Source organism: Citrobacter sp. CK185 (genome assembly GCF_030333565.1).
Classification (GTDB): domain Bacteria; phylum Pseudomonadota; class Gammaproteobacteria; order Enterobacterales; family Enterobacteriaceae; genus Citrobacter_B; species Citrobacter_B koseri.
The window spans coordinates 700,115-726,442 of record NZ_JAOWFR010000026.1 but is presented as its reverse complement, the minus strand read 5'-3'; the positions used below and the strand labels follow the sequence as shown (position 1 = coordinate 726,442).

The 26,328-nt window shown below is 54.0% G+C and carries 21 protein-coding genes and 1 pseudogene; 21 read left to right on the top strand and 1 reads right to left on the bottom strand.

Annotated elements, in window-relative coordinates:
* Window positions 1–104 precede the first annotated feature (104 nt).
* Complete coding sequence (locus tag OGV79_RS18220; protein ID WP_058669389.1) at window positions 105–1,688, bottom strand: TerC family protein; 1,584 nt, start codon at window positions 1,686–1,688, stop codon at window positions 105–107.
* A gap of 691 nt (window positions 1,689–2,379) precedes the next feature.
* On the opposite strand from OGV79_RS18220, the gene OGV79_RS18215 reads away from it, so the two are divergent.
* The 21 genes and pseudogenes from OGV79_RS18215 to galF all read left to right on the top strand — a co-directional run bounded on the left by OGV79_RS18215 (window position 2,380) and on the right by galF (window position 26,195).
* Window positions 2,380–3,519: a polysaccharide export protein gene (locus OGV79_RS18215; RefSeq protein WP_012131699.1), complete on the top strand. Its 1,140-nt coding sequence runs from the start codon at window positions 2,380–2,382 to the stop codon at window positions 3,517–3,519.
* A 5-nt stretch (window positions 3,520–3,524) separates the two neighbouring features.
* On the top strand, window positions 3,525–3,968 hold the full coding sequence (gene wzb / locus OGV79_RS18210; RefSeq protein ID WP_012131700.1) for a low molecular weight protein-tyrosine-phosphatase Wzb: 444 nt from the start codon (window positions 3,525–3,527) through the stop codon (window positions 3,966–3,968).
* A 2-nt stretch (window positions 3,969–3,970) separates the two neighbouring features.
* Window positions 3,971–6,133, top strand: coding sequence for a tyrosine-protein kinase Wzc (wzc, locus tag OGV79_RS18205; protein WP_104868468.1), 2,163 nt, complete (start codon window positions 3,971–3,973; stop codon window positions 6,131–6,133).
* 114 nt (window positions 6,134–6,247) lie between these two features.
* Window positions 6,248–7,090, top strand: a complete 843-nt coding sequence (gene wcaA, locus OGV79_RS18200; RefSeq protein ID WP_199984041.1) for a colanic acid biosynthesis glycosyltransferase WcaA — start codon at window positions 6,248–6,250, stop codon at window positions 7,088–7,090.
* Window positions 7,091–7,092: 2 nt separating this feature from the next.
* Entirely contained in the window at window positions 7,093–7,581 is a 489-nt protein-coding gene (gene wcaB / locus OGV79_RS18195) for a colanic acid biosynthesis acetyltransferase WcaB (RefSeq protein ID WP_049011279.1), read from the top strand.
* Window positions 7,578–8,795: a colanic acid biosynthesis glycosyltransferase WcaC gene (gene wcaC, locus OGV79_RS18190; protein ID WP_286468777.1), complete on the top strand. Its 1,218-nt coding sequence runs from the start codon at window positions 7,578–7,580 to the stop codon at window positions 8,793–8,795. The genes wcaB and wcaC overlap by 4 nt, the downstream gene beginning before the upstream one ends.
* The gene (wcaD, locus tag OGV79_RS18185) at window positions 8,770–9,990 is read left to right on the top strand and encodes a colanic acid polymerase WcaD (protein WP_012131705.1); all 1,221 of its coding nucleotides are present in this window, start codon (window positions 8,770–8,772) and stop codon (window positions 9,988–9,990) included. Before wcaC ends, wcaD begins: the two co-directional genes overlap by 26 nt.
* A gap of 12 nt (window positions 9,991–10,002) precedes the next feature.
* Window positions 10,003–10,749 (top strand): colanic acid biosynthesis glycosyltransferase WcaE, encoded by a 747-nt coding sequence (gene wcaE / locus OGV79_RS18180; RefSeq protein ID WP_275055735.1) that lies wholly within the window; start codon window positions 10,003–10,005, stop codon window positions 10,747–10,749.
* Between the two features lie 15 nt (window positions 10,750–10,764).
* Window positions 10,765–11,319: a colanic acid biosynthesis acetyltransferase WcaF gene (wcaF, locus tag OGV79_RS18175; protein WP_047462599.1), complete on the top strand. Its 555-nt coding sequence runs from the start codon at window positions 10,765–10,767 to the stop codon at window positions 11,317–11,319.
* A 23-nt stretch (window positions 11,320–11,342) separates the two neighbouring features.
* Window positions 11,343–12,464, top strand: a complete 1,122-nt coding sequence (gmd, locus tag OGV79_RS18170) for a GDP-mannose 4,6-dehydratase (protein WP_012131708.1) — start codon at window positions 11,343–11,345, stop codon at window positions 12,462–12,464.
* Between the two features lie 2 nt (window positions 12,465–12,466).
* Window positions 12,467–13,432 (top strand): GDP-L-fucose synthase, encoded by a 966-nt coding sequence (gene fcl, locus OGV79_RS18165; protein ID WP_047462602.1) that lies wholly within the window; start codon window positions 12,467–12,469, stop codon window positions 13,430–13,432.
* Between the two features lie 2 nt (window positions 13,433–13,434).
* Window positions 13,435–13,908, top strand: a pseudogene (locus OGV79_RS18160) (GDP-mannose mannosyl hydrolase); the annotation flags it as partial.
* Window positions 13,909–13,994: 86 nt separating this feature from the next.
* Window positions 13,995–15,218 (top strand): colanic acid biosynthesis fucosyltransferase WcaI, encoded by a 1,224-nt coding sequence (gene wcaI, locus OGV79_RS18155; protein ID WP_286468776.1) that lies wholly within the window; start codon window positions 13,995–13,997, stop codon window positions 15,216–15,218.
* Between the two features lie 3 nt (window positions 15,219–15,221).
* Complete coding sequence (cpsB, locus tag OGV79_RS18150) at window positions 15,222–16,658, top strand: mannose-1-phosphate guanyltransferase (RefSeq protein ID WP_012131712.1); 1,437 nt, start codon at window positions 15,222–15,224, stop codon at window positions 16,656–16,658.
* A gap of 148 nt (window positions 16,659–16,806) precedes the next feature.
* Window positions 16,807–18,177 (top strand): colanic acid biosynthesis phosphomannomutase CpsG, encoded by a 1,371-nt coding sequence (cpsG, locus tag OGV79_RS18145; protein WP_200023466.1) that lies wholly within the window; start codon window positions 16,807–16,809, stop codon window positions 18,175–18,177.
* 54 nt (window positions 18,178–18,231) lie between these two features.
* Window positions 18,232–19,626: an undecaprenyl-phosphate glucose phosphotransferase gene (gene wcaJ, locus OGV79_RS18140; RefSeq protein WP_047462612.1), complete on the top strand. Its 1,395-nt coding sequence runs from the start codon at window positions 18,232–18,234 to the stop codon at window positions 19,624–19,626.
* A 9-nt stretch (window positions 19,627–19,635) separates the two neighbouring features.
* Window positions 19,636–21,114: a colanic acid undecaprenyl disphosphate flippase WzxC gene (wzxC, locus tag OGV79_RS18135; RefSeq protein ID WP_286468775.1), complete on the top strand. Its 1,479-nt coding sequence runs from the start codon at window positions 19,636–19,638 to the stop codon at window positions 21,112–21,114.
* Between the two features lie 109 nt (window positions 21,115–21,223).
* The gene (wcaK, locus tag OGV79_RS18130; RefSeq protein WP_012131717.1) at window positions 21,224–22,504 is read left to right on the top strand and encodes a colanic acid biosynthesis pyruvyl transferase WcaK; all 1,281 of its coding nucleotides are present in this window, start codon (window positions 21,224–21,226) and stop codon (window positions 22,502–22,504) included.
* A complete protein-coding gene (wcaL, locus tag OGV79_RS18125; RefSeq protein ID WP_286468774.1) occupies window positions 22,501–23,721 on the top strand; it encodes a colanic acid biosynthesis glycosyltransferase WcaL in 1,221 nt (406 codons plus the stop codon). The genes wcaK and wcaL overlap by 4 nt, the downstream gene beginning before the upstream one ends.
* A gap of 11 nt (window positions 23,722–23,732) precedes the next feature.
* Entirely contained in the window at window positions 23,733–25,136 is a 1,404-nt protein-coding gene (wcaM, locus tag OGV79_RS18120; RefSeq protein ID WP_286468773.1) for a colanic acid biosynthesis protein WcaM, read from the top strand.
* Between the two features lie 165 nt (window positions 25,137–25,301).
* Window positions 25,302–26,195, top strand: a complete 894-nt coding sequence (galF, locus tag OGV79_RS18115; protein ID WP_012131721.1) for a UTP--glucose-1-phosphate uridylyltransferase GalF — start codon at window positions 25,302–25,304, stop codon at window positions 26,193–26,195.
* The last annotated feature ends 133 nt before the right edge of the window (window positions 26,196–26,328 follow it).

Below are 26,328 nucleotides of genomic sequence, written 5' to 3'. Positions count from 1 at the left end.
CCCGGCAACACCCTACGCCTGATGGCGCTGCGCTTATCAGGCCTACAACGACACAACCGTAGGCCGGGTAAGGCGTCAGTCGCCACCCGGCATGCCGTTCAGCCTTACACCTCGTAATCTAACTCGTCATCGCTACGTAACGGTATAATCTGTACTTTCTGTACGCGGTGACTCTCAACCTGCAAGGTTTTCAACAGGTAATCTCCCACCTGAACCTCTTCTCCGGTTTTCGGCACGCGTTGCAGGTATTCCATCAACAACCCCGCGATGGTGTGGTACTCGCGTTTCTCATCCAGCGGCAGCGGAACATACTGCACCAGATCTTCCAGCGGCATATGGCCGTTGGCGGTCCAGGAGCCGTCCGGGTTTTTCTGAATATCGTGACGGGCGTCGATCTCTTCCACTTCGTTCGGCAGATTACCAGCGATGGTTTCCATGACGTCGCTCAGGGTTACGATCCCTTCAACGGAACCAAACTCATCCACGACAAAAGCAAAATGCGTACGGGCGTTACGGAACTGCTCCAGCGCCGGAAGCAGCGGCAGCGTTTCAGGAAACACCAGCGGTTGACGGATCAACGCCCGCAGATCGAGCGGATCGCCGCGCAGCGATTGCTGTAGCAGGTCGATGACATGCACCACGCCAAGCAACTCTTCCTGTTCGTCCTCTCCGGTCACTACCAGACGCGTATGCTGGTTTTTTTCCAGCAGGGCGCGAATTTCCTCTTCAGGCGCGTCGAGATCGATGTGCTCAATATCATGGCGCGAGGTCATGATACTGCTGACGGTGCGCTGGTTGAGGTTCAGCACCCGCTCAATCATCTGCCGCTCTTGCGGGTTGAAAATCTGGCTGTCGTCATGATCCGCCAGCATAGCGGAGGTGTCAGCATCCAGCTCGGCATCCTCCTTTTTCCCGCTGAGCAAACGCATCACCGCTTCGGTGGTGCGCTGGCGCAACGTATGGTTGGCGGATAAGAAGCGACGACGGTTGAAGATCGCCAGTTGGTTCAGCGCTTCAATCATCACCGAGAAGCCGATCGCGGCATACAGATAACCTTTCGGAATATGGAAGCCAAACCCTTCCGCCACCAGGCTGAAGCCGATCATCAGCAGGAAGCTGAGGCAGAGGATCACGATGGTTGGGTGGCTGTTCACAAACCGGGTCAGGGATTTACTGGCCAGCAGCATCAGGCTGATGGCGATAATCACCGCCGCCATCATCACCGCAAGGTGTTCGACCATCCCCACGGCGGTAATGACCGAGTCGAGGGAGAAGATGGCGTCCAGCACCACAATTTGCGCCACCACGCCCCAGAATTTCGCCCCTTTGCGTTGGGTGGGGTTATCGCTGTCTTTCCCCTCCAGCCGCTCGTTGAGCTCCATCGTGGCTTTAAAGAGCAGGAAGAAACCGCCAAACAGCATAATCAGATCCCGGGCGCTGAAGCTCAGGTCGCGTATGCTGAAGAGAGGCTTCGTCAGCGTGACCAGCCACGAGATAGACGCCAGCAACAGCAGGCGCATGATCATCGCTAACAGCAGCCCGGTAATGCGCGCACGATCGCGCTGCGCAGGCGGCAGTTTTTCAGCGAGGATGGCAATAAAGACCAGGTTATCAATGCCGAGGACTAACTCGATGACGATAAGCGTGACGAGTCCGGCCCAGATTGATGGATCGGCAATCCATTCCATAGTGAGAATAATACCTTTCGTTATATGACAGTTGTCACAATTCGATCATGGATAAAGCTGGCGCAAAATGCAATGACATAACGTCATTTCTCTTTCTTTTATATCAGGCTTTTATGCTGAAAACGTGGCGGAAAAATAACCATAAAGTTTCCATATGGTACGGTTTTTTTAATGTGGACATATTTCGGAAATATCGCAGGTTGGGCGTTAAATATAGAATTTGTCAACATCAATAAAATCCTAAAATTATAATTTCGCCACGCTTAATATTAATCTTAAAAAGGGTGAAGTACAGGCTTGTTACCTTGCCTGCTATTACGTTAACTGCAACAATTCTTGCAGCATTAATGGTGGGCAACAAAAATATCCTGTCGCCGTCAAGCAGGCCATTACTGAGTAACTTTCTTATTTCCTGTGATGTTTCTCTGTCGCGAAGAAGAGGAAATAAAGAGGATTATAAAAACCTAAATTAATCAGTGTATTGGTAGCTAAAAAGCCAAGGGCGGTAGCGTGTCTGATAACCTGGTGACAAGTCTGAATTATTCTGTCAATAGCCTACGGATGAATCCAAATTTTTTAGGACTGATGCCAGTTAAATTTCTTTTCAATTAACTGCAATGTAAATGTGTACAGGCGAAGTCGCTATTTAAATTGCACGGGATAATTACTCTGCCAAAGTGATAAATAATCAATGATGAAATCCAAAATGAAATTGATGCCATTATTGGTGTCGGTAACCTTGATAAGTGGTTGCACAGTACTTCCGGGCAGCAATATGTCTACGATGGGTAAAGACGTGATCAAACAGCAAGACGCTGATTTTGATCTCGACCGTATGGTGAATGTCTATCCGTTGACGCCGCGCCTGGTGGAGCAATTACGACCACGTCCAAATGTGGCGCAGCCCAATATGTCACTGGACCAGGAGATCTCAAGCTACCAGTACCGCGTCGGCCCAGGCGATGTTTTGAATGTGACGGTCTGGGATCACCCGGAACTGACCACGCCCGCCGGGCAGTACCGCAGCTCCAGTGATACCGGCAACTGGGTTCAACCCGATGGCACCATGTTTTATCCCTACATCGGCAAAGTGACTGTGGTGGGCAAAACGCTGGGTGAAATTCGCAGTGATATTACCGGGCGCTTAGCGAAGTACATTGCTGACCCGCAGGTGGACGTTAATATCGCCGCTTTCCGCTCGCAGAAGGCGTATGTCTCCGGGCAGGTGAATAAATCCGGCCAGCAGGCGATCACCAACGTGCCGCTCACCGTTCTTGATGCCATCAACGCCGCCGGCGGCCTGACCGAAAACGCCGACTGGCGCAACGTCGTGCTGACGCACAATGGCCAGGAGCAGCGAATTTCTTTGCAGGCGCTGATGCAAAACGGCGATCTCAGCCAGAACCGGTTGCTCTACCCCGGCGACATCCTGTTTGTACCGCGTAATGACGATCTGAAAGTCTTCGTGATGGGTGAAGTGAAGAAACAGAGCACCCTCAAAATGGACTTCAGCGGTATGACGCTCACCGAAGCATTGGGTACGGCGGAAGGTATCGACCTGACCACCTCCAATGCCAGCGGCATCTTCGTGATTCGACCGCTGAAAGGCGAGGGCGGACGCAATGGCAAGATCGCCAATATTTATCAGCTTGATATGTCTGATGCCACCTCTCTGGTGATGGCGACGGAGTTCCGACTGCAACCTTACGATGTGGTGTACGTCACGACCGCACCGGTTGCGCGCTGGAACCGTCTGATCAATCAGTTGCTGCCGACCATCAGCGGTGTCCGTTATATGACGGATACGGCCAGCGACATTCATAACTGGTAAACGTCATGTTTAACAAAATCTTAGTTGTTTGCGTGGGGAACATTTGCCGTTCCCCGACGGCAGAGCGCTTGCTGAAAAGTTATCACCCGTCGTTAACGGTGGAGTCTGCCGGGCTGGGCGCGCTGGTGGGAAGGGGCGCCGACCGGTCGGCGGTCAGCGTGGCGGCGGCGCATAACCTCTCTCTTGAAGGTCATTGCGCCCGCCAGATCTCCGGGCGTATGTGCCGGGATTATGACCTGATTCTGGCGATGGAAAAACGCCATATCGCCAGACTGTGCGAGATGGCGCCAGAGATGCGCGGGAAAGTGATGTTGTTCGGCCACTGGGACAGCGAGCGTGAAATACCCGACCCGTATCGCAAAAGTCGCGAGGCGTTTGAAGCGGTGTACACATTACTTGAAAGGTCTGCTCGCCAATGGGCGCAGGCATTGAACGCAGAGCAGGTATAACAATGACAGAAAAAGTAAAACAGCTTGCCGCTCCGGTAACGGGCAGTGATGAAATCGATATCGGTCGTCTGGTGGGAACCGTCATTGAAGCGCGCTGGTGGGTGCTTGGCATTACGGCGGTATTTGCGCTGTGCGCGGTGATTTACACGCTATTCGCCACGCCGATTTACAGCGCCGACGCGCTGGTGCAAATCGAGCAAAATACCGGTAACTCGCTGGTGCAGGATATTGGCTCTGCGCTGGCCAATAAACCGCCGGCATCAGAAGCGGAAATTCAGCTGATTCAGTCGCGTCTGGTTCTGGGGAAAACCGTTGACGATCTCGACCTGGATATCTCCGTCACCAAAAACACCTTCCCGCTGTTTGGCGCAGGCTGGGAGCGCCTGATGGGGCGGCAGAATGAGACGGTGAAAGTGACAACGTTCACCCGTCCAAAAGCGATGGGCGAGCAGGTTTTCACGCTTAACGTGCTGAGTGACAAAACCTACGAACTGACCAGCGACGGCGGCTTTAGCGCGCGCGGTCAGGCCGGGCAACTGCTGAGTAAAGATGGCGTGACGATGATGGTGAGCGCTATCCATGCCCGCCCGGACAGTGAATTTACCGTCACTAAATTCTCCACGCTTGGGATGATCAACAATCTGCAAAACAACCTGACCGTGACGGAAAACGGCAAAGATACCGGCGTATTGAGCCTGGCCTTTACCGGTGAAGACAAGGATCAGATCCGCGATATTCTCAACAGCATCACCCGCAACTATCTCGAACAGAACGTTGAGCGGAAATCTGCGGAAGCGGCGAAAAGCCTGGCGTTCCTGGCGAAACAGTTGCCGGAAGTGCGCAGTCGCCTGGACGTCGCGGAAAACAAACTCAACGCCTTCCGTCAGGATAAAGACTCCGTGGACTTACCGCTGGAGGCCAAGGCGGTGCTGGATTCGATGGTGAATATCGACGCCCAGCTTAACGAACTGACCTTCAAAGAGGCGGAAATCTCCAAGCTGTTTACTAAAGCGCATCCGGCTTACCGTACGCTGCTGGAAAAACGTAAAGCGCTGGAAGATGAAAAAGCCAAACTGAACGGGCGCGTGACGGCAATGCCGAAAACGCAGCAGGAAATTGTGCGTCTGACGCGCGACGTCGAATCCGGTCAGCAGGTTTATATGCAACTGCTGAACAAGCAGCAGGAGCTGAAGATCACCGAGGCCAGCACCGTCGGGGATGTGCGTATTGTTGACCCGGCGATTGCCCAGCCGGGCGTGCTGAAGCCGAAAAAAGCGCTGATTATTCTTGGCAGCATTATTCTTGGCCTGATGCTCTCTATCGTCGGCGTGTTGCTGCGTTCGCTGTTTAACCGTGGGATTGAAAGTCCGCAGGTGCTCGAAGAACACGGCATCAGCGTCTATGCCAGCATTCCGCTGTCGGAGTGGCAGAAAGCGCGCGATAACGTCAAAACGATTAAGGGCGTTAAGCGCTACAAACAGAGCCAGTTGCTGGCGGTGGGGAATCCAACCGATCTGGCGATTGAGGCGGTGCGTAGCCTGCGTACCAGCCTGCATTTCGCCATGATGCAGGCGCAAAACAATGTGCTGATGTTGACCGGGGTCAGCCCGTCTATCGGCAAAACCTTTGTCTGCGCCAACCTGGCGGCGGTTATCAGCCAGACCAACAAACGCGTGCTGCTGATCGACTGCGATATGCGTAAAGGCTATACCCACGAGCTGCTGGGCACCAACAACGTGAATGGTCTGTCCGACATTCTGGTGGGCAAAGGGGATATCGCCTCCTGCGCCAAACCCACCTCCATCCCGCATTTCGATCTGGTGCCGCGCGGACAGGTGCCGCCTAACCCGTCGGAACTGCTGATGAGCGAGCGCTTTGGCGAACTGATTGCCTGGGCCAGCGCGCACTATGACCTGGTCTTAATCGATACGCCGCCGATTCTGGCGGTGACCGATGCGGCGATCGTCGGACGGCATGTCGGCACCACGCTGATGGTGGCGCGTTACGCTGTTAACACATTAAAAGAGGTAGAAACCAGCCTGAGCCGCTTTGAGCAGAACGGCATTCCGGTAAAAGGCGTAATCCTTAACTCCATCTTCCGACGGGCGACCGGTTATCAGGATTACGGTTACTACGAGTACGAATACAAGTCGGATTCAAAATAATAAGTCGCCTGATGACGCTGCGCTTATCAGGCCTACAGGGCCGACAAAATTGCTGGTGACTGTAGGCCGGATAAGGTGTTTACGCCGCCATCCGACACTATCCGGGGAATGAGAATGACAATAGACAACCCACTGATTTCGATCTACATGCCAACCTGGAATCGGCAGCAACTGGCGATTCGCGCGATTAAATCGGTGCTGCGCCAGGACTATACCCACTGGGAAATGATCATTGTGGATGACTGCTCCTCATCGTATGAGCAGTTGCAGCAGTTTGTTGAAGGGTTAAACGACCCGCGCGTGCGCTACACCCACAATGCGATCAATTCCGGCGCCTGCGCGGTGCGTAATCAGGCCATTATGCAGGCGAAAGGGCAGTACATCACCGGGATCGATGATGATGATGAATGGACGCCGAACCGTCTGAGCGTGTTCCTTGAACATAAGCATCAGCTGGTAACGCACGCGTTTTTATACGCCAATGACTATGTCTGTGAAGGCGAGGTTTACTCGCAGCCGGCCAGTCTGCCGCTGTACCCGAAGTCGCCGTACTCACGCCGTCTTTTTTATAAACGCAATATCATTGGCAATCAGGTCTTTACCTGGGCCTGGCGTTTTAAAGAGAGCCTGTTTGATACCGAACTGAAAGCCGCGCAGGACTACGATATTTTCCTGCGTATGGTGGTTGAGTACGGCGAACCGTGGAAAGTGGAAGAGGCGACGCAGATTCTGCACATCAATCACGGTGAAATGCAGATCACCTCCTCGCCGAAAAAGTTCTCCGGCTACTTCCATTTCTACCGCAAGCATAAAGACAAATTCGACCGCGCCAGCAAAAAGTATCAGCTGTTTACGCTGTACCAGATCCGCAATAAGCGAATGACCTGGCGCACGTTGCTGACGCTGTTTTCTGTGCGTAACGGCAAACGCCTGGCTGACGGACTGCGGGGGCGTTAAGGATGCTGGAGGATTTACGCGCAAACAGCTGGAGTCTGCGCCCGTGCTGCATGGTGCTGGCCTACCGCGTCGCCCATTTTTGTTCCGTCTGGCGCAAAAAAAATGTGCTGAATAACCTGTGGGCCGCGCCGGTGCTGGTGCTGTACCGCCTGATGACCGAATGCCTGTTTGGTTACGAAATTCAGGCCGCCGCAACCATCGGCCGACGCTTCACCATCCATCACGGTTATGCCGTCGTGATCAATAAGCATGTCGTCGCGGGCGACGACTTCACCGTGCGTCATGGCGTCACCATCGGCAACCGGGGCGGCGACAGCCTGGCGTGCCCGGTCATTGGTAACGGCGTTGAGCTGGGCGCTAACGTCATTTTGCTGGGGGATATCACCATCGGCAATAACGTGACTATCGGGGCGGGCAGCGTGGTGCTCGACACGGTTCCCGATAACGCGCTGGTAGTGGGAGAGAAGGCGCGAGTGAAGGTAATTAAATGAATATTCTGCAATTTAATGTTCGACTGGCGGAAGGCGGCGCGGCGGGCGTGGCATTAGACCTGCACCTGCGCGCGCTACAAAAAGGCCTGACCTCGCACTTTGTCTATGGCTATGGCAAAGGCGGGAAGAAAAGCGTCAGCCACAGCAACTATCCGCATGTGATTAAACAGACGCCGCGTCTGACATCGGTCGCCAATATCGCGCTGTTTCGTCTGTTTAACCGCGACCTTTTTGGCAATCTCGATAACCTGTACCGCAAAGTGACCCGGACACCCGGCCCGCTGGTGCTGCATTTTCATGTGCTGCACAGCTACTGGCTGAATCTGGCGGAGGTTGTCGCTTTCTGCGAGAAGGTGAAAAACCACAAGCCGGACGTGAGGCTGGTCTGGACGCTGCACGATCACTGGAGCGTGACCGGACGCTGTGCCTTTACCGACGGCTGTGAAGGCTGGAAAAGCGGCTGCCAGAAATGCCCGACGCTGACCAATTATCCGCCGGTAAAAGTGGACAGAGCGCACCAACTGGTGGTGGGCAAGCGGCAGCTGTTTCAGCAGATGCTCTCGCTGGGCTGTCAGTTTATCTCGCCCAGCCAGCATGTGGCGGAGGCGTTTAACAGCCTGTACGGGGCAGGGCGTTGTCGCATTATCAATAATGGCATTGATGTGGCGACCGAAGCGATTCTGTCCGAACTGTCGCCGGTGAGCGAGCGCCAGGGCAAACCGAAAATTGCCGTGGTGGCGCACGATCTGCGCTATGACGGCAAAACAAACCAGCAGTTGGTGCGCGACATGATGGCGGCAGGCAACAACATTGAGCTGCACACCTTCGGTAAGTTTTCCCCCTTCGACGGTGAGAACGTGGTGAATCACGGCTTTGAAACCGATAAACGCAAGTTGATGAGCGCCCTTAACCAGATGGATGCGCTGGTGTTCAGCTCCCGGGTCGATAATTACCCGCTGATTTTGTGTGAAGCGTTATCTATCGGCGTGCCGGTGATCGCCACGCACAGCGACGCGGCGCAGGAGGTGCTGGCAAAATCGGGCGGGCGAACGTTCAGTGAAGACGAGGTGCTGAACCTGGTGCAGATGAGCAAATCCGACATTGCCCAGGCCGTATTTGGCGCCTCGCTGGAGGTCTTTTGCGAGCGTAGCCGCACCGCATACAGCGGACAACAGATGCTGGAGGAGTATGTCTCGTTCTATCAGAATCTGTAGTTACCTGCTGCTGCCGCTGATCTACCTGCTGGTCAACGTCAAAATTGCCCAACTGGGCGAAAGCTTCCCCATCACCATTGTCACCTTTTTACCCGTTTTGCTGTTGTTGTTCATTGAGCGCATCAGCATTAAAAAATTGATGATTGCGCTGGGCGTGGGGGCAGGGCTGACGGCGTTTAACTACCTGTTCGGTCAGTCGCTGGATGCCAGCAAATATGTCACCTCGACGATGCTGTTTGTTTACATCGTCATCATTATCGGCATGGTATGGAGTATTCGCTTTAAAACCGTTTCCCCGCATAACTACCGCAAGATATTACGTTTTTTCTATATGGTGGTGGCGTTTGTGGTGGCGCTGGCGGCAGTTGAGATGGCGCAGATCATTCTCACCGGCGGCAGCAGTTTAATGGAAGGAATTTCGAAATATCTTATTTACAGTAATAGCTATGTGCTGAATTTTATTAAATTTGGCGGTAAGCGAACTACTGCGCTCTATTTTGAACCGGCGTTTTTTGCTCTGGCGTTAATCTCAATTTGGCTCAGCATCAAACAGTTTGGTATCAAAACCCCTAAGACCGATGCTATGATTCTGGCAGGGATAATATTATCAGGATCATTTTCAGGGGTAATGACCTTTATCCTGTTTTACTTACTGGAGTGGGCATTTCAGTATCTGAATAAGGATGCGATAAGGAAAAAATTGCCGCTGGCGATTATTTCGTTGGGCGTATTTTTAGTCGGTGTGGTTTTTGCGTTTCCTTATATCGCTGAACGTCTTGGAGATTTAGGAACGGAAGGCTCGTCATCGTATTATCGTATCGTTGGGCCATTAGTGATGGTCGGTTATTCGTTGACCCATATTGATGGCGTAGTCAGATTTGGCTCACTTTATGAATATGTCGCATCATTCGGAATTTTTAACGGTGCGGATGTCGGGAAAACAATAGACAATGGCCTGTATCTGCTGATTATTTATTTCTCATGGTTCGCGGTGTTATTGACCGCATGGTACATGTGGAAAATCTTAAAAATGACGCTGAATGCGTTTGGCGATAATCAGAATTTTCGGGTGCAGCTTTATCTCTTTACGCCGGTATCGTTGTTTTTTACCGGTTCGATATTTAGCCCGGAATATGCATTTTTAATCGTTTGTCCTTTTATTTTGCGCAAAGCGCTAAATATTACGAATTCATGACGAGGTGGTTTTATGTTACTTAGCGTCGTTACTGTCGCCTTTCGTAATTACGACGGCGTGGTAAACACCTGGCGCTCGCTGCGCAACCTGGCGCGCGATCCCAGCCTGACCTTTGAATGGATTGTTGTGGACGGCGGTTCGGATGACGGCACCGCCCAGTTTCTGGAAAAACTCAACGGTGAGTTTAACTTACGCTTCGTAAGTGAAAAGGATCGTGGCATTTACGACGCGATGAACAAAGGCATTGCGATGGCGCAAGGGCGCTATACTCTTTTCCTCAATTCCGGCGATGTGTTTCATGAAGATGTCACCGATTTTGTCCGTCAACTGGGGCGAAAAAATGATGACGCGATGTACATTGGCGACGCGTTGCTGGATTTTGGTGAAGGAAATAAAACCCGACGAAGCGCCAAACATGGCTGGTATATCTACCACAGCTTACCCGCCAGCCATCAGGCTATTTTCTTCCCGACCGCAGGGCTGAAAACACATCCATACGATCTGCAATATAAGGTGTCATCTGATTACGCGCTGGCAGCCAGTCTTTATAAATCAGGCTATCCTTTCCGTCGAATCAAAGGGTTGGTGTCTGAATTTTCTATGGGCGGCGTGTCAACCTCAAATAATCTGGAATTATGCCGGGATGCAAAAAACGTGCAGCGTAAAATATTACGCGTACCCGGATTCTGGGCGGAATTATCTTATTTATTACGTCTGAAAACGACAGGCAAAGCAAAAGCCTTATATAACAAAGCCTGAATATAAGGAAAAATGATGCAGGATTTAAGCGGCTTCTCGGTGCCGAAAGGGTTCCGGGGCGGCAATGCAATAAAAGTGCAATTATGGTGGGCGGTGCAGGCAACGTTATTTAGCTGGTCGCCGCAGGTGATGTATCGCTGGCGCGCATTTTTATTACGGATGTTTGGCGCAAAAATAGGAAAAAACGCAGTCATCCGACCTTCTGTAAAAATTACGTATCCGTGGAAATTGACGTTAGGTGATTACGCCTGGGTCGGCGATGACGCCGTTTTATATACGCTGGGTGACATTACGATTGGCGCACACTCTGTTATTTCGCAGAAAAGCTATTTATGTACCGGCAGTCATGATTATGCCAGCGCCCATTTTGATATTAACGCCACACCAATTGTGATTGGCGAGAAATGCTGGCTGGCGACGGATGTCTTTGTCGCTCCCGGCGTAACGATAGGCGACGGCACCGTCGTTGGTGCGCGAAGCAGTGTTTTTAAATCGCTACCGGCAAACACAATCTGCCGTGGCAATCCCGCAGTGGTAACGCGCGAGCGCGTTGAGAAAGTTACTCCCTAACGGGACTATTTGAGGAAAATAAAATGTCAAAAGTCGCTCTCATTACTGGCGTAACCGGGCAGGATGGTTCTTACCTGGCGGAACTTCTGCTGGAGAAAGGTTACGAGGTTCATGGTATCAAGCGTCGCGCGTCTTCGTTCAATACCGAACGCGTGGATCATATCTATCAGGACCCACATGCCAGCAACCCGAAATTCCACCTGCACTACGGTGATCTGACCGACTCATCCAACCTGACCCGCATTTTGCAGGAAGTGCAGCCGGATGAAGTCTACAACCTGGGGGCAATGAGCCACGTTGCGGTTTCGTTTGAGTCCCCGGAATACACCGCTGACGTAGATGCGCTGGGTACGCTGCGTCTGCTGGAGGCGATCCGCTTCCTGGGCCTGGAAAAGAAAACCCGTTTCTATCAGGCCTCCACCTCTGAGCTGTACGGTCTGGTGCAGGAAATTCCGCAAAAAGAGACCACGCCGTTCTATCCGCGCTCTCCGTATGCCGTCGCCAAACTGTACGCCTACTGGATCACCGTTAACTACCGCGAATCCTACGGCATCTACGCTTGTAACGGCATTCTGTTCAACCATGAATCTCCGCGTCGCGGCGAAACCTTCGTGACCCGCAAAATCACCCGCGCGATTGCCAATATCGCTCAGGGGCTGGAGTCCTGCCTGTTCCTCGGCAACATGGATTCCCTGCGTGACTGGGGCCATGCCAAAGACTACGTCAAGATGCAGTGGATGATGCTGCAACAAGAGACGCCGGAAGATTTCGTGATCGCGACCGGCGTGCAGTACTCCGTGCGTCAGTTCGTCGAAATGGCGGCGGCACAGCTGGGAATCAAACTGCGCTTTGAAGGGGAAGGCGTGGAAGAGAAAGGGATTGTCGTTTCTGTCACCGGTCATGATGCGCCGGGCGTGAAGCCGGGTGATGTGATTATCGCCGTTGACCCGCGCTACTTCCGTCCTGCGGAAGTGGAAACCCTGCTGGGCGACCCGTCAAAAGCGCACGAGAAGCTGGGCTGGAAACCGGAGATCACACTCCAGGAGATGGTGTCTGAAATGGTCGCGAAAGACCTGGAAGCGGCGAAGAAACATTCCTTGCTGAAATCTCATGGCTACGAGGTTGCCATCGCGCTGGAGTCCTGAGGATGATGAAACAACGTATTTTTGTGGCGGGCCATCGCGGGATGGTGGGTTCCGCCATCGTAAGACAGCTGGCGCAGCGCGAGGATGTGGAGCTGGTGCTCCGCACCCGCGACGAGCTGAATTTGCTGGACAGCCGGGCGGTACAGGCATTCTTCGCTGAAGAACGCATTGACCAGGTTTATCTGGCGGCGGCGAAGGTGGGCGGTATTGTCGCCAACAATACGTACCCGGCCGATTTCATCTACGAGAACATGATGATTGAGAGCAACATCATTCACGCCGCGCATCTGCACAACGTGAACAAGCTGTTGTTCCTCGGTTCCTCCTGTATCTACCCCAAACTGGCAAAACAGCCGATGGCGGAAAGCGAACTGCTGCAAGGGTCGCTTGAACCAACCAACGAGCCGTATGCCATCGCAAAAATTGCCGGGATCAAACTGTGCGAGTCCTGGAATCGCCAGTTTGACCGCGATTACCGCTCGGTTATGCCGACCAACCTGTACGGGCCGCATGACAACTTCCACCCGAGTAATTCGCACGTCATTCCCGCGCTGCTGCGTCGCTTCCATGAAGCGACCGAACAGAACGCGCCGGATGTAGTGGTATGGGGCAGCGGGACACCGATGCGCGAGTTCCTGCATGTGGATGATATGGCCGCTGCCAGCATCCATGTGATGGAGCTGGATCGCGAAGTGTGGCAGGAGAACACGCAGCCGATGCTCTCGCACATCAACGTCGGTACTGGTGTGGATTGCACCATTCGGGAGCTGGCGCAAACGATCGCTCAGGTCGTGGGCTACAAAGGGCGGGTGGTGTTTGACGCCACGAAACCGGACGGCGCGCCGCGCAAACTGCTCGACGTAACGCGCCTGCATCAGCTTGGCTGGTATCACGAGGTGTCGCTGGAGGCCGGGCTTGCCAGCACTTACCAGTGGTTCCTTGAGAACCAGCACCGGTTCCGGGGGTAAACATGTTTTTACGTCAGGAAGATTTCGCTACCGTCGTGCGCTCTACGCCGCTGATCTCCATTGATTTGATCGTGGAGAATGAGCGCGGCGAGTTCCTGCTGGGCAAGCGCACCAATCGCCCTGCGCAGGGTTACTGGTTCGTACCGGGCGGGCGCGTGCAGAAGGATGAGACGCTGGAAAAAGCGTTTGAGCGTCTCACTCAGGCGGAACTGGGGCTGCGTTTACCGCTGTCCGCAGGCGCGTTTTATGGCGTCTGGCAGCACTTCTATGACGATAACTTCTCCGGCGAAGACTTTACCACTCATTACGTTGTGCTTGGTTTTCGTCTGAAGGTGAATCAGGCAGATCTGCATCTGCCTGATGAACAACATGAAGATTATCGCTGGCAGGCGCCTGAGCGGCTTCTGGCAAGCGCCAGCGTTCACGACAACAGTCGGGCGTACTTCCTCGCGGATCGTCAGTCCGGGGTGCCTGGATGTTACACGAAATCATTCAGCCTGAATCAAGGCGGCAGGGGTGAGCAGATGCAGCCAACGCAGAGCCAGGTTGAAGGATGAAGCGTATGAGAATCCTTGTGTACGGCATCAACTACTCGCCGGAGCTAACCGGCATCGGTAAATACACCGGCGAGATGGTGGAGTGGATGGCGCGTGAAGGGCATGAAGTTCGGGTGATCACCGCGCCGCCTTATTACCCGCAGTGGAAAGTGGGCGAGCAGTATTCCTCTTGGCGTTATCGCCGGGAAGAGGGGGCGGCCACCGTCTGGCGCTGCCCGTTATATGTTCCGACGCATCCATCGACGCTGAAACGCTTGCTGCACCTGGGCAGTTTCGCCCTGAGCAGTTTCTTCCCGCTGATGGCGCAGCGACGCTGGAAGCCGGATCGGATTATCGGCGTGGTGCCGACGCTGTTTTGCACGCCGGGTATGCGTTTGCTGGCGAAACTCTCCGGCGCGCGCACGTTGCTGCATATTCAGGACTACGAGGTGGATGCGATGCTCGGTCTGGGGCTGGCCGGGCAAGGCAAGAGCGGTAAGGTTGCCCGACTGGCCGCCGCGTTCGAGCGCAGCGGTCTGCACAACGTCGATAACGTCTCCACCATCTCCCGTTCAATGATGAATAAAGCGCAGGAGAAAGGGGTCGCGGCAGACAAGGTGATTTTCTTCCCTAACTGGTCGGAAGTGGCGCGTTTTCGTGACGTGACCGCTAGCGATGCGGCCCGCTTACGCCAGACGTTGGGGTTGCCGGATGATAAAAAAATCATTCTGTACTCTGGCAATATTGGTGAAAAACAAGGGCTTGAGAACGTGATCGACGCCGCTGAGCGTCTTACCGATCGCCCCTGGTTGTTTGTCATTGTCGGACAGGGCGGCGGCAAAGCGCGGCTGGAAAAAATGGCCCGTGAACGCGGCCTGGATAACGTCAAATTTTATCCGCTTCAGCCTTATGAAGCCTTACCTGCGCTGCTGAAGATGGGCGATTGCCATCTGGTGGTGCAAAAGCGCGGCGCGGCGGATGCCGTTTTGCCGTCGAAACTGACCAATATTCTGGCGGTGGGCGGCAACGCGGTGATTACCGCTGAACCGGAAACCGAACTCGGCCAGCTTTGTCGCGACTATCCCGGCATTGCCGTTTGCGTGGAACCGGAGTCGGTCGACGCGCTGGTGACGGGGATTACTCAGGCGCTTGCCATGCCTGAGAACAACACGGTGGCATGCGAATATGCCGAACGCACGCTCGATAAAGAGAACGTGTTACGTCAATTTATTACAGATATTCGGGGATAAATCATGGGTCAACGTAAACTTTATCCGGTCGTGATGGCGGGTGGCTCGGGTAGCCGTTTATGGCCGCTTTCTCGTGTACTTTATCCAAAACAGTTTCTCTGCCTGAAAGGCGATCTCACCATGCTGCAAACGACCATTTGTCGTCTGAACGGCGTGGAGTGCGAAAGCCCGGTGGTGATCTGCAATGAGCAGCACCGCTTTATTGTCGCCGAACAGTTGCGCCAGCTAAACAAACTGACGGAGAACATTATTCTCGAACCTGCCGGGCGCAATACCGCGCCAGCGATTGCGCTGGCGGCGCTGGCGGCGAAACGCCACAGCCCGGAAGGCGATCCGCTGATGCTGGTACTGGCGGCCGATCACGTCATTGCTGATGAAGGAGCGTTTCGCGACGCGGTGCGTAACGCCATTCCGTATGCCGAAGCGGGCAAGCTGGTCACGTTCGGTATCGTGCCGGATCTGCCGGAAACCGGCTACGGCTATATTCGTCGCGGCGATGTCTCTCCCGGCGAGCAAGACGCGGTTGCTTTTGACGTCGCGCAGTTTGTCGAAAAACCCAATCTTGAAACCGCGCAGGCCTACGTGGCGAGCGGCGACTACTACTGGAACAGCGGGATGTTCCTGTTCCGCGCCGGGCGTTATCTGGAAGAACTGAAAAAATACCGTCCCGATATTCTGGACGCCTGCGAAAACGCGATGAGCATCGTTGACCCCGACCTCGACTTTATCCGCGTGGATGAAGAGGCGTTCCTCGCCTGCCCGGAAGAGTCGGTGGACTACGCGGTGATGGAGCGCACGGCAGATGCGGTGGTTATGCCGATGGATGCCGGCTGGAGCGACGTGGGTTCCTGGTCTTCACTGTGGGAAATCAGCGCGCACACCGCCGAGGGAAACGTGCATCACGGCGACGTCATTAGCCATAAAACGGAAAACAGCTACGTTTATGCGGAGTCGGGCCTGGTGACGACCGTCGGGGTGAAAGACCTGGTGGTTGTACAGACCAAAGATGCGGTGCTGATTGCCGATCGCAATGCGGTGCAGGATGTGAAAAAAGTGGTGGAGCAGATTAAAGCTGACGGGCGTCATGAGCACCATATCCACCGTGAAGTCTACCGGCCGTGGGGCAAATACGACTCTATCGACGCCGGCGACCGTTATCAGGTGAAACGTATTACCGTTAAACCCGGCGAGGGGCTCTCCGTGCAGATGCATCACCATCGGGCGGAGCACTGGGTGGTGGTTGCAGGGACGGCAAAAGTCACCATCAACGGCGAAATCAAACTGCTCGGTGAAAACGAGTCTGTCTACATACCTCTGGGGGCGACCCACTGCCTGGAGAATCCGGGAAAAATTCCGCTCGACCTGATTGAAGTCCGCTCCGGTTCGTACCTTGAAGAGGACGACGTGGTGCGCTTCGCCGATCGCTACGGGCGAGTGTAAGCCTGGTAAGTTGCCGGATGGCGCGTTGCTTATCCGGCCTACAGGTCCGTAGTCCCGGTAAGCGCAGCGTCACCGGGCAATAAAACAAAAATTGAAAAAGGCTCTTACGAGAGTCAGGGCCAACTGTTGCCTGAAGAAGGGTAAAAACATGACGAAATTAACCTGTTTTAAAGCCTACGATATTCGCGGCAGGCTGGGCGAAGAGTTGAATGAGGATATCGCGTGGCGTATTGGCCGCGCTTACGGCGAGTTCCTGCAACCGAAAACCATTGTGCTGGGCGGCGATGTGCGCCTGACAAGCGAGTCGCTGAAACTGGCGCTGGCGAAAGGGTTGCAGGATGCGGGCGTTGACGTACTGGATATTGGCCTTTCCGGCACGGAAGAGATCTATTTTGCGACCTTCCATCTGGGCGTCGATGGCGGTATTGAAGTGACCGCCAGCCATAACCCGATGGACTACAACGGTATGAAACTGGTGCGCGAGGGCGCGCGCCCCATCAGCGGCGACACCGGCCTGCGCGACGTGCAGCGTCTGGCGGAAGCCAATGATTTTCCACCGGTCAACGAAGCCAGACGCGGCAGCTATAAGCAGATCAATCTGCGTGACGCCTACATCGACCACCTGTTCGGCTACATCAACGTCAACAATCTCACGCCATTGAAGTTGGTCATCAACTCCGGCAACGGTGCGGCAGGCCCGGTGGTGGATGCCATTGAAGCCCGCTTTAAGGCGCAGGGTGTGCCGGTTGACTTCATCAAAATCCACAACACGCCGGACGGCAACTTCCCGAACGGCATCCCTAATCCGCTGCTGCCGGAGTGTCGCGATGACACCCGCAACGCCGTTATTGAACACGGCGCAGATATGGGCATTGCCTTCGACGGGGATTTCGACCGCTGCTTCCTGTTTGATGAGAAAGGGCAGTTCATTGAGGGCTACTACATTGTCGGCCTGCTGGCGGAGGCATTTCTGGAGAAACACCCGGGGGCGAAGATCATCCACGACCCGCGTTTGTCCTGGAACACTGTTGATGTGGTGACGGCGGCGGGCGGCACGCCGGTGATGTCGAAAACCGGTCATGCCTTCATTAAAGAACGTATGCGCTATGAAGATGCTATCTACGGCGGCGAAATGAGCGCCCATCACTACTTCCGTGATTTTGCGTACTGCGACAGCGGGATGATCCCGTGGCTGCTGGTGGCGGAGCTGGTATGTCTGAAAGGGCAGTCGCTGGGGGAACTGGTGCGCGACCGGATGGCGGCGTTCCCGGCCAGCGGTGAAATCAACAGCAAACTGGCAGAGCCTGCGGCCGCCATCAGCCGGGTGGAAGCACACTTTGCGCGTGAAGCGCTGACGGTGGACAGAACTGACGGCATCAGCATGTCGTTTGCCGACTGGCGCTTCAACCTGCGTTCTTCCAATACCGAACCGGTGGTGCGGCTGAACGTGGAATCACGCGGCGACATTCCGCTGATGGAAGCGCGAACGCGAACCCTGCTGACGTTGCTGAATCAGTAATGTCTGTTCTTCCCTTACCCGGCGACGGGTAAGGGGCTAATAACAGGAACAACGATGACAAATCTAAAAAAGCGCGAGCGAGCCAAAACCAATGCATCGTTAATCTCTATGGTGCAACGCTTTTCGGATATCACCATCATGTTTGGCGGGTTATGGGTTGTCTGCAAGCTGAGCGGATTGCCTTTCCTGTATATGCATCTGTTGGTGGCGCTGATCACGCTGGTGGTTTTTCAGATGCTGGGCGGCATAACTGATTTTTACCGTTCCTGGCGCGGCGTGAAGATTTCGACGGAACTGGCGCTGCTGCTGCAAAACTGGACGCTGAGTCTGGTCTTCAGCGCGGGCCTGATTGCCTTCAATAACGACTTCGATAACCGTCTTACCGTCTGGCTGGCGTGGTATGCGCTCTCCAGCGTGGGTCTGGTGGTCTGCCGCTCGTTCATTCGCTACGGAGCCGGATGGCTGCGTAACCGTGGGTACAACACGCGCCGGGTGGCGGTGGCGGGGGATCTTCCTGCCGGTCAGTCGCTGCTGGACAGCTTCCGCAAGGAGCCGTGGTTGGGTTTTGAAGTGGTCGGCGTTTACTACGATCCGAAACCGGGCGGCGTCTCTTCTGACTGGGCCGGAAATCTGCAACAACTGGTCGAGGATGCCAAAGCCTCACGCATTCATAACGTCTATATCGCCATGTCGATGAGTGACGGGGCGCAGGTAAAAAAACTGGTGCGCGCTCTGGCGGACACTACCTGCTCGGTAATCCTCATCCCGGATGTTTTTACCTTCAATATTCTGCACTCGCGTATTGAAGAGGTAAGCGGCGTGCCGGTCGTGCCGCTGTATGACACGCCGCTGTCAGGGATCAATCGTCTGCTGAAACGCGCGGAAGATATCGTGCTGGCGTCGCTGATTCTGCTGCTGATCTCTCCGGTGCTGTGCTGCATTGCGCTGGCGGTCAAATTCAGTTCGCCAGGGCCGATTATTTTCCGTCAGACTCGTTATGGCATGGACGGTAAGCCGATCAAAGTGTGGAAATTCCGCTCCATGAAGGTGATGGAAAACGACAAAGTGGTGACGCAGGCGACGCAAAACGACCCGCGTGTAACCCGCGTGGGGAATTTTCTGCGCCGTACCTCGCTTGATGAACTGCCGCAGTTTATCAACGTTCTGACCGGCGGCATGTCTATCGTCGGGCCGCGTCCGCACGCGGTGGCGCATAACGAGCAGTATCGCCAGCTTATCGAAGGCTACATGCTGCGCCATAAAGTCAAACCCGGCATTACGGGGTGGGCGCAGATCAACGGCTGGCGCGGCGAGACCGACACGCTGGAGAAAATGGAAAAGCGCGTGGAGTTTGATCTGGAGTACATCCGTGAGTGGAGCGTGTGGTTTGACATCAAGATTGTTTTTCTGACGGTGTTCAAAGGCTTTGTGAATAAAGCGGCGTACTGAGGAACGATCATGAGCTTACGAGAAAAAACCATCAGTGGGGCGAAGTGGTCGGCGATCGCTACGGTTATCATCATCGGGCTGGGACTGATTCAGATGACCGTGCTGGCGCGGATTATTGATAATCACCAGTTTGGTCTGCTGACCGTGTCGCTGGTGATTATCGCCCTCGCCGATACGCTGTCGGACTTCGGTATTGCCAACTCCATTATCCAGCGTAAAACGATAAGCCACCTCGAACTCACCACCCTGTACTGGCTGAACGTTGGCTTAGGGCTGGCGGTGTGCGTTGTGGTGTTTTTGCTTAGCGACGTGATCGGCAACGTGCTGCATAACCCCGATCTGGCGCCGCTGATTAAAACCCTGTCGCTGGCGTTTGTGGTGATCCCTCACGGGCAGCAATTTCGCGCGTTGATGCAAAAGGAGCTGGAATTTAACAAAATAGGCATGATCGAGACCAGCTCGGTGCTGGCGGGGTTCACCTTTACCGTGGTCAGCGCCCATTTCTGGCCGCTGGCAATGACGGCGATTCTCGGCTATCTGGTCAACAGCGCCGTCCGTACGCTGCTGTTCGGCTATTTTGGCCGGAAGATCTACCGCCCCGGTCTGCATTTTTCGCTGGCGTCTGTTTCGTCGAACCTGCGCTTTGGCGCATGGCTGACGGCGGACAGCATCATCAATTACGTCAATACTAACCTGTCGACGCTGGTGCTGGCGCGTATTCTCGGCGCGAGCGTCGCCGGGGGATACAACCTTGCTTATAACGTGGCGGTAGTTCCGCCAATGAAGCTTAACCCGATCATTACCCGCGTATTGTTCCCGGCGTTCGCCAAAATTCAGGATGATACGGAGAAGCTGCGCGTCAACTTCTACAAGCTGCTGTCGGTCGTGGGGATTATTAATTTTCCCGCGTTGCTCGGTCTGATGGTGGTATCGAATAATTTTGTACCGCTGGTTTTTGGCGAGAAGTGGAACAGCATCATTCCGGTGCTGCAACTGCTGTGCGTGGTGGGGCTGTTGCGCTCTGTCGGCAACCCGATTGGTTCGTTGCTGATGGCGAAAGCGCGCGTCGATATCAGCTTCAAATTCAATGTGTTCAAAACCTTTCTGTTCATTCCGGCAATTATCGTTGGCGGCCATCTGGCGGGGGCGACAGGCGTGACGCTGGGCTTCCTGCTGGTGCAGATCATCAATACCGTTCTGAGCTATTTCGTCATGATTAAACCGGTGCTGGGGTCGAGTTACCGCCAGTACATCCTTAGCCTGTGGCTACCGTTTTATCTCTCTTTACCTACCCTGGCGGTGAGCTATGGGTTGGGGATTGCGCTGAATGGACATCTGCCGCTGAGCGTACTGCTGGCAACACAAATCGTGGCGGGCGCGCTGGCCTTCACCGTGATGATTGTGCTTTCGCGCCATCCGCTGGTGGTGGAGATGAAGCGCCAGTTTTGCCGTAGCGAAAAAATGAAAACACTGCTTCGCGCAGGATAACTTTTGCCGGATGGCGACGTTTACACATCGTATCCGGCCTATGAATTGATTTTGCTGTAGGCCGGATAAGGCGACAGCCGCCATCCGGCAACGATTTTAAGGGGCAAATATGAAATTACTGATCCTGGGCAACCACACCTGCGGCAACCGTGGCGACAGCGCAATTTTGCGCGGCCTGCTGGATGCCATTAACCGTCTTGAGCCTGACGCAGAAGTGGATGTGATGAGTCGCTATCCGGTGAGCTCATCCTGGTTATTGAATCGCCCGGTGATGGGCGATCCGCTCTATTCGCAGATGAAACAGCACAATAACGCGGCGGGCGTGATGGGGCGCGTGAAAAAAGTGCTGCGTCGCCGCTATCAGCATCAGGTACTGCTCTCCCGCGTCACCGATACCGGCAAGCTGCGCAATATTGCCATTGCGCAAGGGTTTACCGACTTCGTGCGTCTGTTATCCGGTTATGACGCCATTATCCAGGTCGGGGGCTCGTTTTTCGTCGATCTGTACGGTGTGCCGCAGTTTGAACATGCGCTGTGTACTTTTATGGCGAAGAAGCCGTTGTATATGATTGGTCACAGCGTCGGCCCCTTCCAGGACGAGCAGTTCAACACGCTGGCGAATTACGTCTTTGGTCATTGTGATGCGTTGATCCTGCGTGAATCAGTCAGTCTGGAGCTGATGAAGCGTAGCGATATCACCACGACGAAAGTTGAAGCGGGGGTCGATACCGCCTGGCTGGTTGATCATCACAATGACGATTTTGAACCGGGTTATGCCGTTCAGCACTGGTTAGCCCTTGCCGGAAAGCAAAAGACGGTTGCGATTACGCTGCGTGAACTGGCGCCATTCGATAAGCGTCTGGGAACCACCCAACAGGCTTACGAGAAGGCGTTTGCTGGCGTGGTGAACCGTATCCTTGAGGAAGGCTATCAGGTGATTGCGCTGTCAACCTGTACCGGTATCGACAGCTATAACAAAGACGATCGCATGGTGGCGTTAAACCTGCGCCAGCACGTCAGCGACCCGGATCGTTACCATGTGGTAATGGACGAACTCAACGATCTTGAAATGGGGAAAATCCTCGGCGCCTGTGAACTGACCGTGGGCACGCGCCTGCATTCCGCCATTATTTCCATGAATTTCGCGACCCCTGCGATTGCCATTAATTATGAGCACAAATCTGCCGGAATTATGCAACAGCTGGGATTGCCTGAAATGGCGATCGACATTCGTCATTTGCTGGACGGCAGCCTGGAAGCGATGGTGGCCGATACGCTGGGGCAGTTGCCCGCGCTCAACGCGCGATTGGCGGACGCCGTAAACCGCGAGCGTGAACAGGGCTTTCGCATGGTGCAGTCAGTGTTAACCCGTATCGGGGAGGGGAAATGAAGGTCAGCTTCTTTTTACTGAAGTTCCCACTGTCGTCAGAGACCTTCGTGCTGAACCAGATCACCGCGTTTATCGATATGGGGTTTGAGGTGGAAATTGTCGCGTTGCATAAAGGCGACCTTGAGAACACGCATGCGGCGTATGACATCTACCGCCTGGGTGAAAAAACGCACTGGCTGCTGGATGAGCCGGAAGGCAAGCTGGCGAAGCTGCGCTATCGCGCCATTGCGTCTTTGCGTGGCGGTACGCGCGCATCGACCTGGAAGGCGCTGAATGTTTCGCGTTACGGTGATGAAGCGCGCAACCTGATTCTATCCGCAATCTGCGGGCTGACGCCAAAAATGTTCCAGGCGGATGTTTTTATCGCCCATTTTGGCCCGGCGGGCGTAACGGCGGCGAAGTTGCGGGAACTTGGCGTGATCAAAGGCAAAATCTCCACCGTTTTTCACGGTATTGATGTATCGCACCGCGATGTACTCAATCACTACACGCCTGAATATCAGCGTCTGTTCCAGCGTGGCGATCTCATGCTGCCCATCAGTGAATTATGGGCGGGACGCCTTAAAACGATGGGGTGCCCGCCCGAGAAAATTGCGGTCTCGCGGATGGGCGTCGATATGACGCGCTTTACTCACCGTCCGGTAAAAGCGCCGGGTACGCCACTGGAGATTATCTCCGTGGCGCGATTAACCGAGAAGAAAGGACTGCACGTAGCGATTGAGGCCTGCCGACAGCTCAAAGCGCAGGGGGTAGCGTTTCGTTATCGCATCCTGGGCATGGGGCCGTGGGAGAGACGCCTGCGCACATTGATTGAGCAGTACCAGCTTGATGATGTGATTGAGATGCCCGGCTTTAAGCCCAGCCATGAAGTGAAAAAGATGCTGGATGACGCGGATGTGTTTCTGCTGCCGTCCATCACCGGTACGGATGGCGATATGGAAGGTATTCCGGTGGCGCTGATGGAAGCGATGGCAGTCGGGCTGCCGGTGGTTTCAACCGTTCACAGCGGAATTCCTGAACTGGTGGATGCCGGCAAGTCGGGCTGGCTGGTGCCTGAAAATGATGCTGAGGCGTTGGCGGAGCAACTGGCGGCATTCAGTCGCATTGACACCGAGTCGTTGCGGCCTGTGGTACAACGCGCCCGTGAAAAAGTTGAGGCTGATTTTAATCAGCAGGTGATTAATCAACAGTTAGCCAGCCTGCTGCAAACGATGTAAACCGAGGTTGTATGCCAGAGAATAAACTCTCCCGTCGCACCTTCCTGACGGCAGGCTCTGCGCTTGCCGCACTTCCTGTCCTCCATTCCCCCTTTGCCCGCGCGCTTGAACCCCGGCAAACCGTCAATATTCAGGATTATAACCCCCGAGACTGGATAGCCTCGTTTAAACAGGCGTTTAGCGAAGCGCAGACGGTTGTTGTTCCTGCGGGGCTGGTCTGCGAGAACGTCAATACCGGCATCTTTATCCCGGCAGGAAAAACGCTGCATGTGCGTGGGCGCTTAAGCGGCAATGGTTGCGGTCGGTTTGTGTTGCAGGATGGCTGCCAGGTAACAGGGGAGCAGGGCGGCAGCCTGCACAACATCACCCTGGATGTGCGCGGTTCAGATTGCACCATCAGGGGGATTGCCATGAGCGGGTTCGGCCCCGTTACCCAGATCTACATTGGCGGCAAAAAGCCGCGAGTGATGCGTAATCTCACCATTGATGATATTACGGTCAGCCATGCAAATTACGCCATTCTGCGCCAGGGATTCCACAACCAGGTGGACGGCGCGCGCATCACCAACAGCCGATTCAGCGATCTGCAAGGGGATGCCATCGAATGGAACGTGGCGATTAACGATCGTAACATTCTGATCTCTGACCATGTTATAGAACGCATCGACTGCACCAACGGGAAAATCAATTGGGGGATTGGCATCGGGCTAGCGGGCAGCACCTACGATAATGCCTACCCGGAAGAACAAACCGTAAAGAACTTTGTCGTGGCCAATATTACCGGATCGGATTGCCGACAACTGGTTCATGTGGAGAACGGAAAACACTTTATCATTCGTAATGTAAAAGCGCGGAATATCACGCCTGATTTCAGTAAGAAAGCGGGCATTGATAATGCGACGGTAGCAATTTATGGGTGTGATAATTTCGTGATTGATAATATCGATATGGTGAATTGTGCGGGGATGCTTATTGGCTATGGCGTCGTCAAAGGCAAATATTTATCCATTCCGCAAAACTTCAAATTAAATGATATTCATCTTGATAACACTCGCCTGGACTATAAACTGCGCGGCATTCAGATCTCTTCAGGGAATGCGACCTCCTTTGTGGCGATCACCAATCTGGAGATGAAGCGCGCTACGCTTGAACTACACAACCAGCCTCAGCATCTTTTCCTGCGTAATATCAAGGTAATGCAGGAGTCTGCGACAGGGCCCGCGCTGAAGATGCACTTTGATCTGCGTAAAGATATACGCGGCAAGTTTATGGCGAAACAGGACACCTTGCTGTCGCTGGCGAACGTTCATGCAGTCAATGAGAAGGGGCAGAGCTCTGTCGATATCGACAGGATTAACCACAAGGTGGTGAATGTGGAAGCGGTCAATTTCAGGTTGCCGGAGCGGGGGAGGTAGTTTTGCGACCATTCCTGGCGAAAGTTACTCATACTTAAGATTATGGCTACTGCAATCTGCGGATAAGCGGCGTACCATCACATCCAACGCCATAATGTAATTCATGCTGGCTAAAACATGCTAAAGAGCTATAATTCAGCAACCATTTTATAGGTGGATGAAATAATGATTAATTTGAAAGCAGTTATTCCGGTAGCTGGTCTGGGTATGCACATGTTGCCTGCCACCAAGGCAATCCCCAAAGAGATGCTGCCGATTGTTGACAAACCGATGGTACAGTACATTGTTGACGAAATTGTTGCTGCTGGGATCAAAGAAATCGTTCTGGTTACTCACGCTTCCAAAAATGCGGTAGAGAACCACTTCGACACCTCCTACGAATTAGAGTCACTTCTGGAGCAACGCGTGAAACGTCAGTTGCTGGCGGAAGTGCAGTCCATTTGCCCACCAGGCGTGACGATTATGAACGTTCGCCAGGCTCAACCGCTGGGTCTGGGGCATTCCATTTTATGCGCGCGTCCTGTGATTGGCGACAACCCGTTTGTGGTGGTGCTGCCTGATATCATCATTGATGACGCGACGGCCGATCCGCTTCGCTATAATCTTGCGGCAATGGTAGCGCGTTTCAACGAAACGGGACGCAGCCAGGTGCTGGCAAAACGCATGAAAGGCGACCTTTCAGAGTATTCCGTTATCCAGACCAAAGAACCTCTGGATAATGAGGGGAAAGTCAGCCGTATTGTTGAGTTCATTGAAAAGCCGGATCAACCGCAGACGCTGGACTCAGATCTGATGGCGGTAGGCCGCTATGTGTTGTCGGCAGATATCTGGGCAGAACTGGAAAGAACAGAACCCGGCGCCTGGGGCCGTATCCAGTTGACGGATGCAATTGCAGAACTGGCGAAAAAACAGTCTGTTGACGCCATGCTGATGACAGGCGATAGCTACGACTGCGGTAAGAAAATGGGCTATATGCAAGCGTTTGTGAAGTACGGGCTGCGCAACCTGAAGGAAGGAGCGAAGTTTCGGAAGGGAATTGAGGCGTTGCTTAACGAGTAAGCTAAGCCGATCGCCAGAGGCGGATGTTATAAAAATAATGACGGCAGAAACATCCAGGTGTCTTTGGATGTTTCTGCCGTTTTTGTTTCATATAAATATCCTTAATAACAATGTGTTAGCCACCAAATTTTCG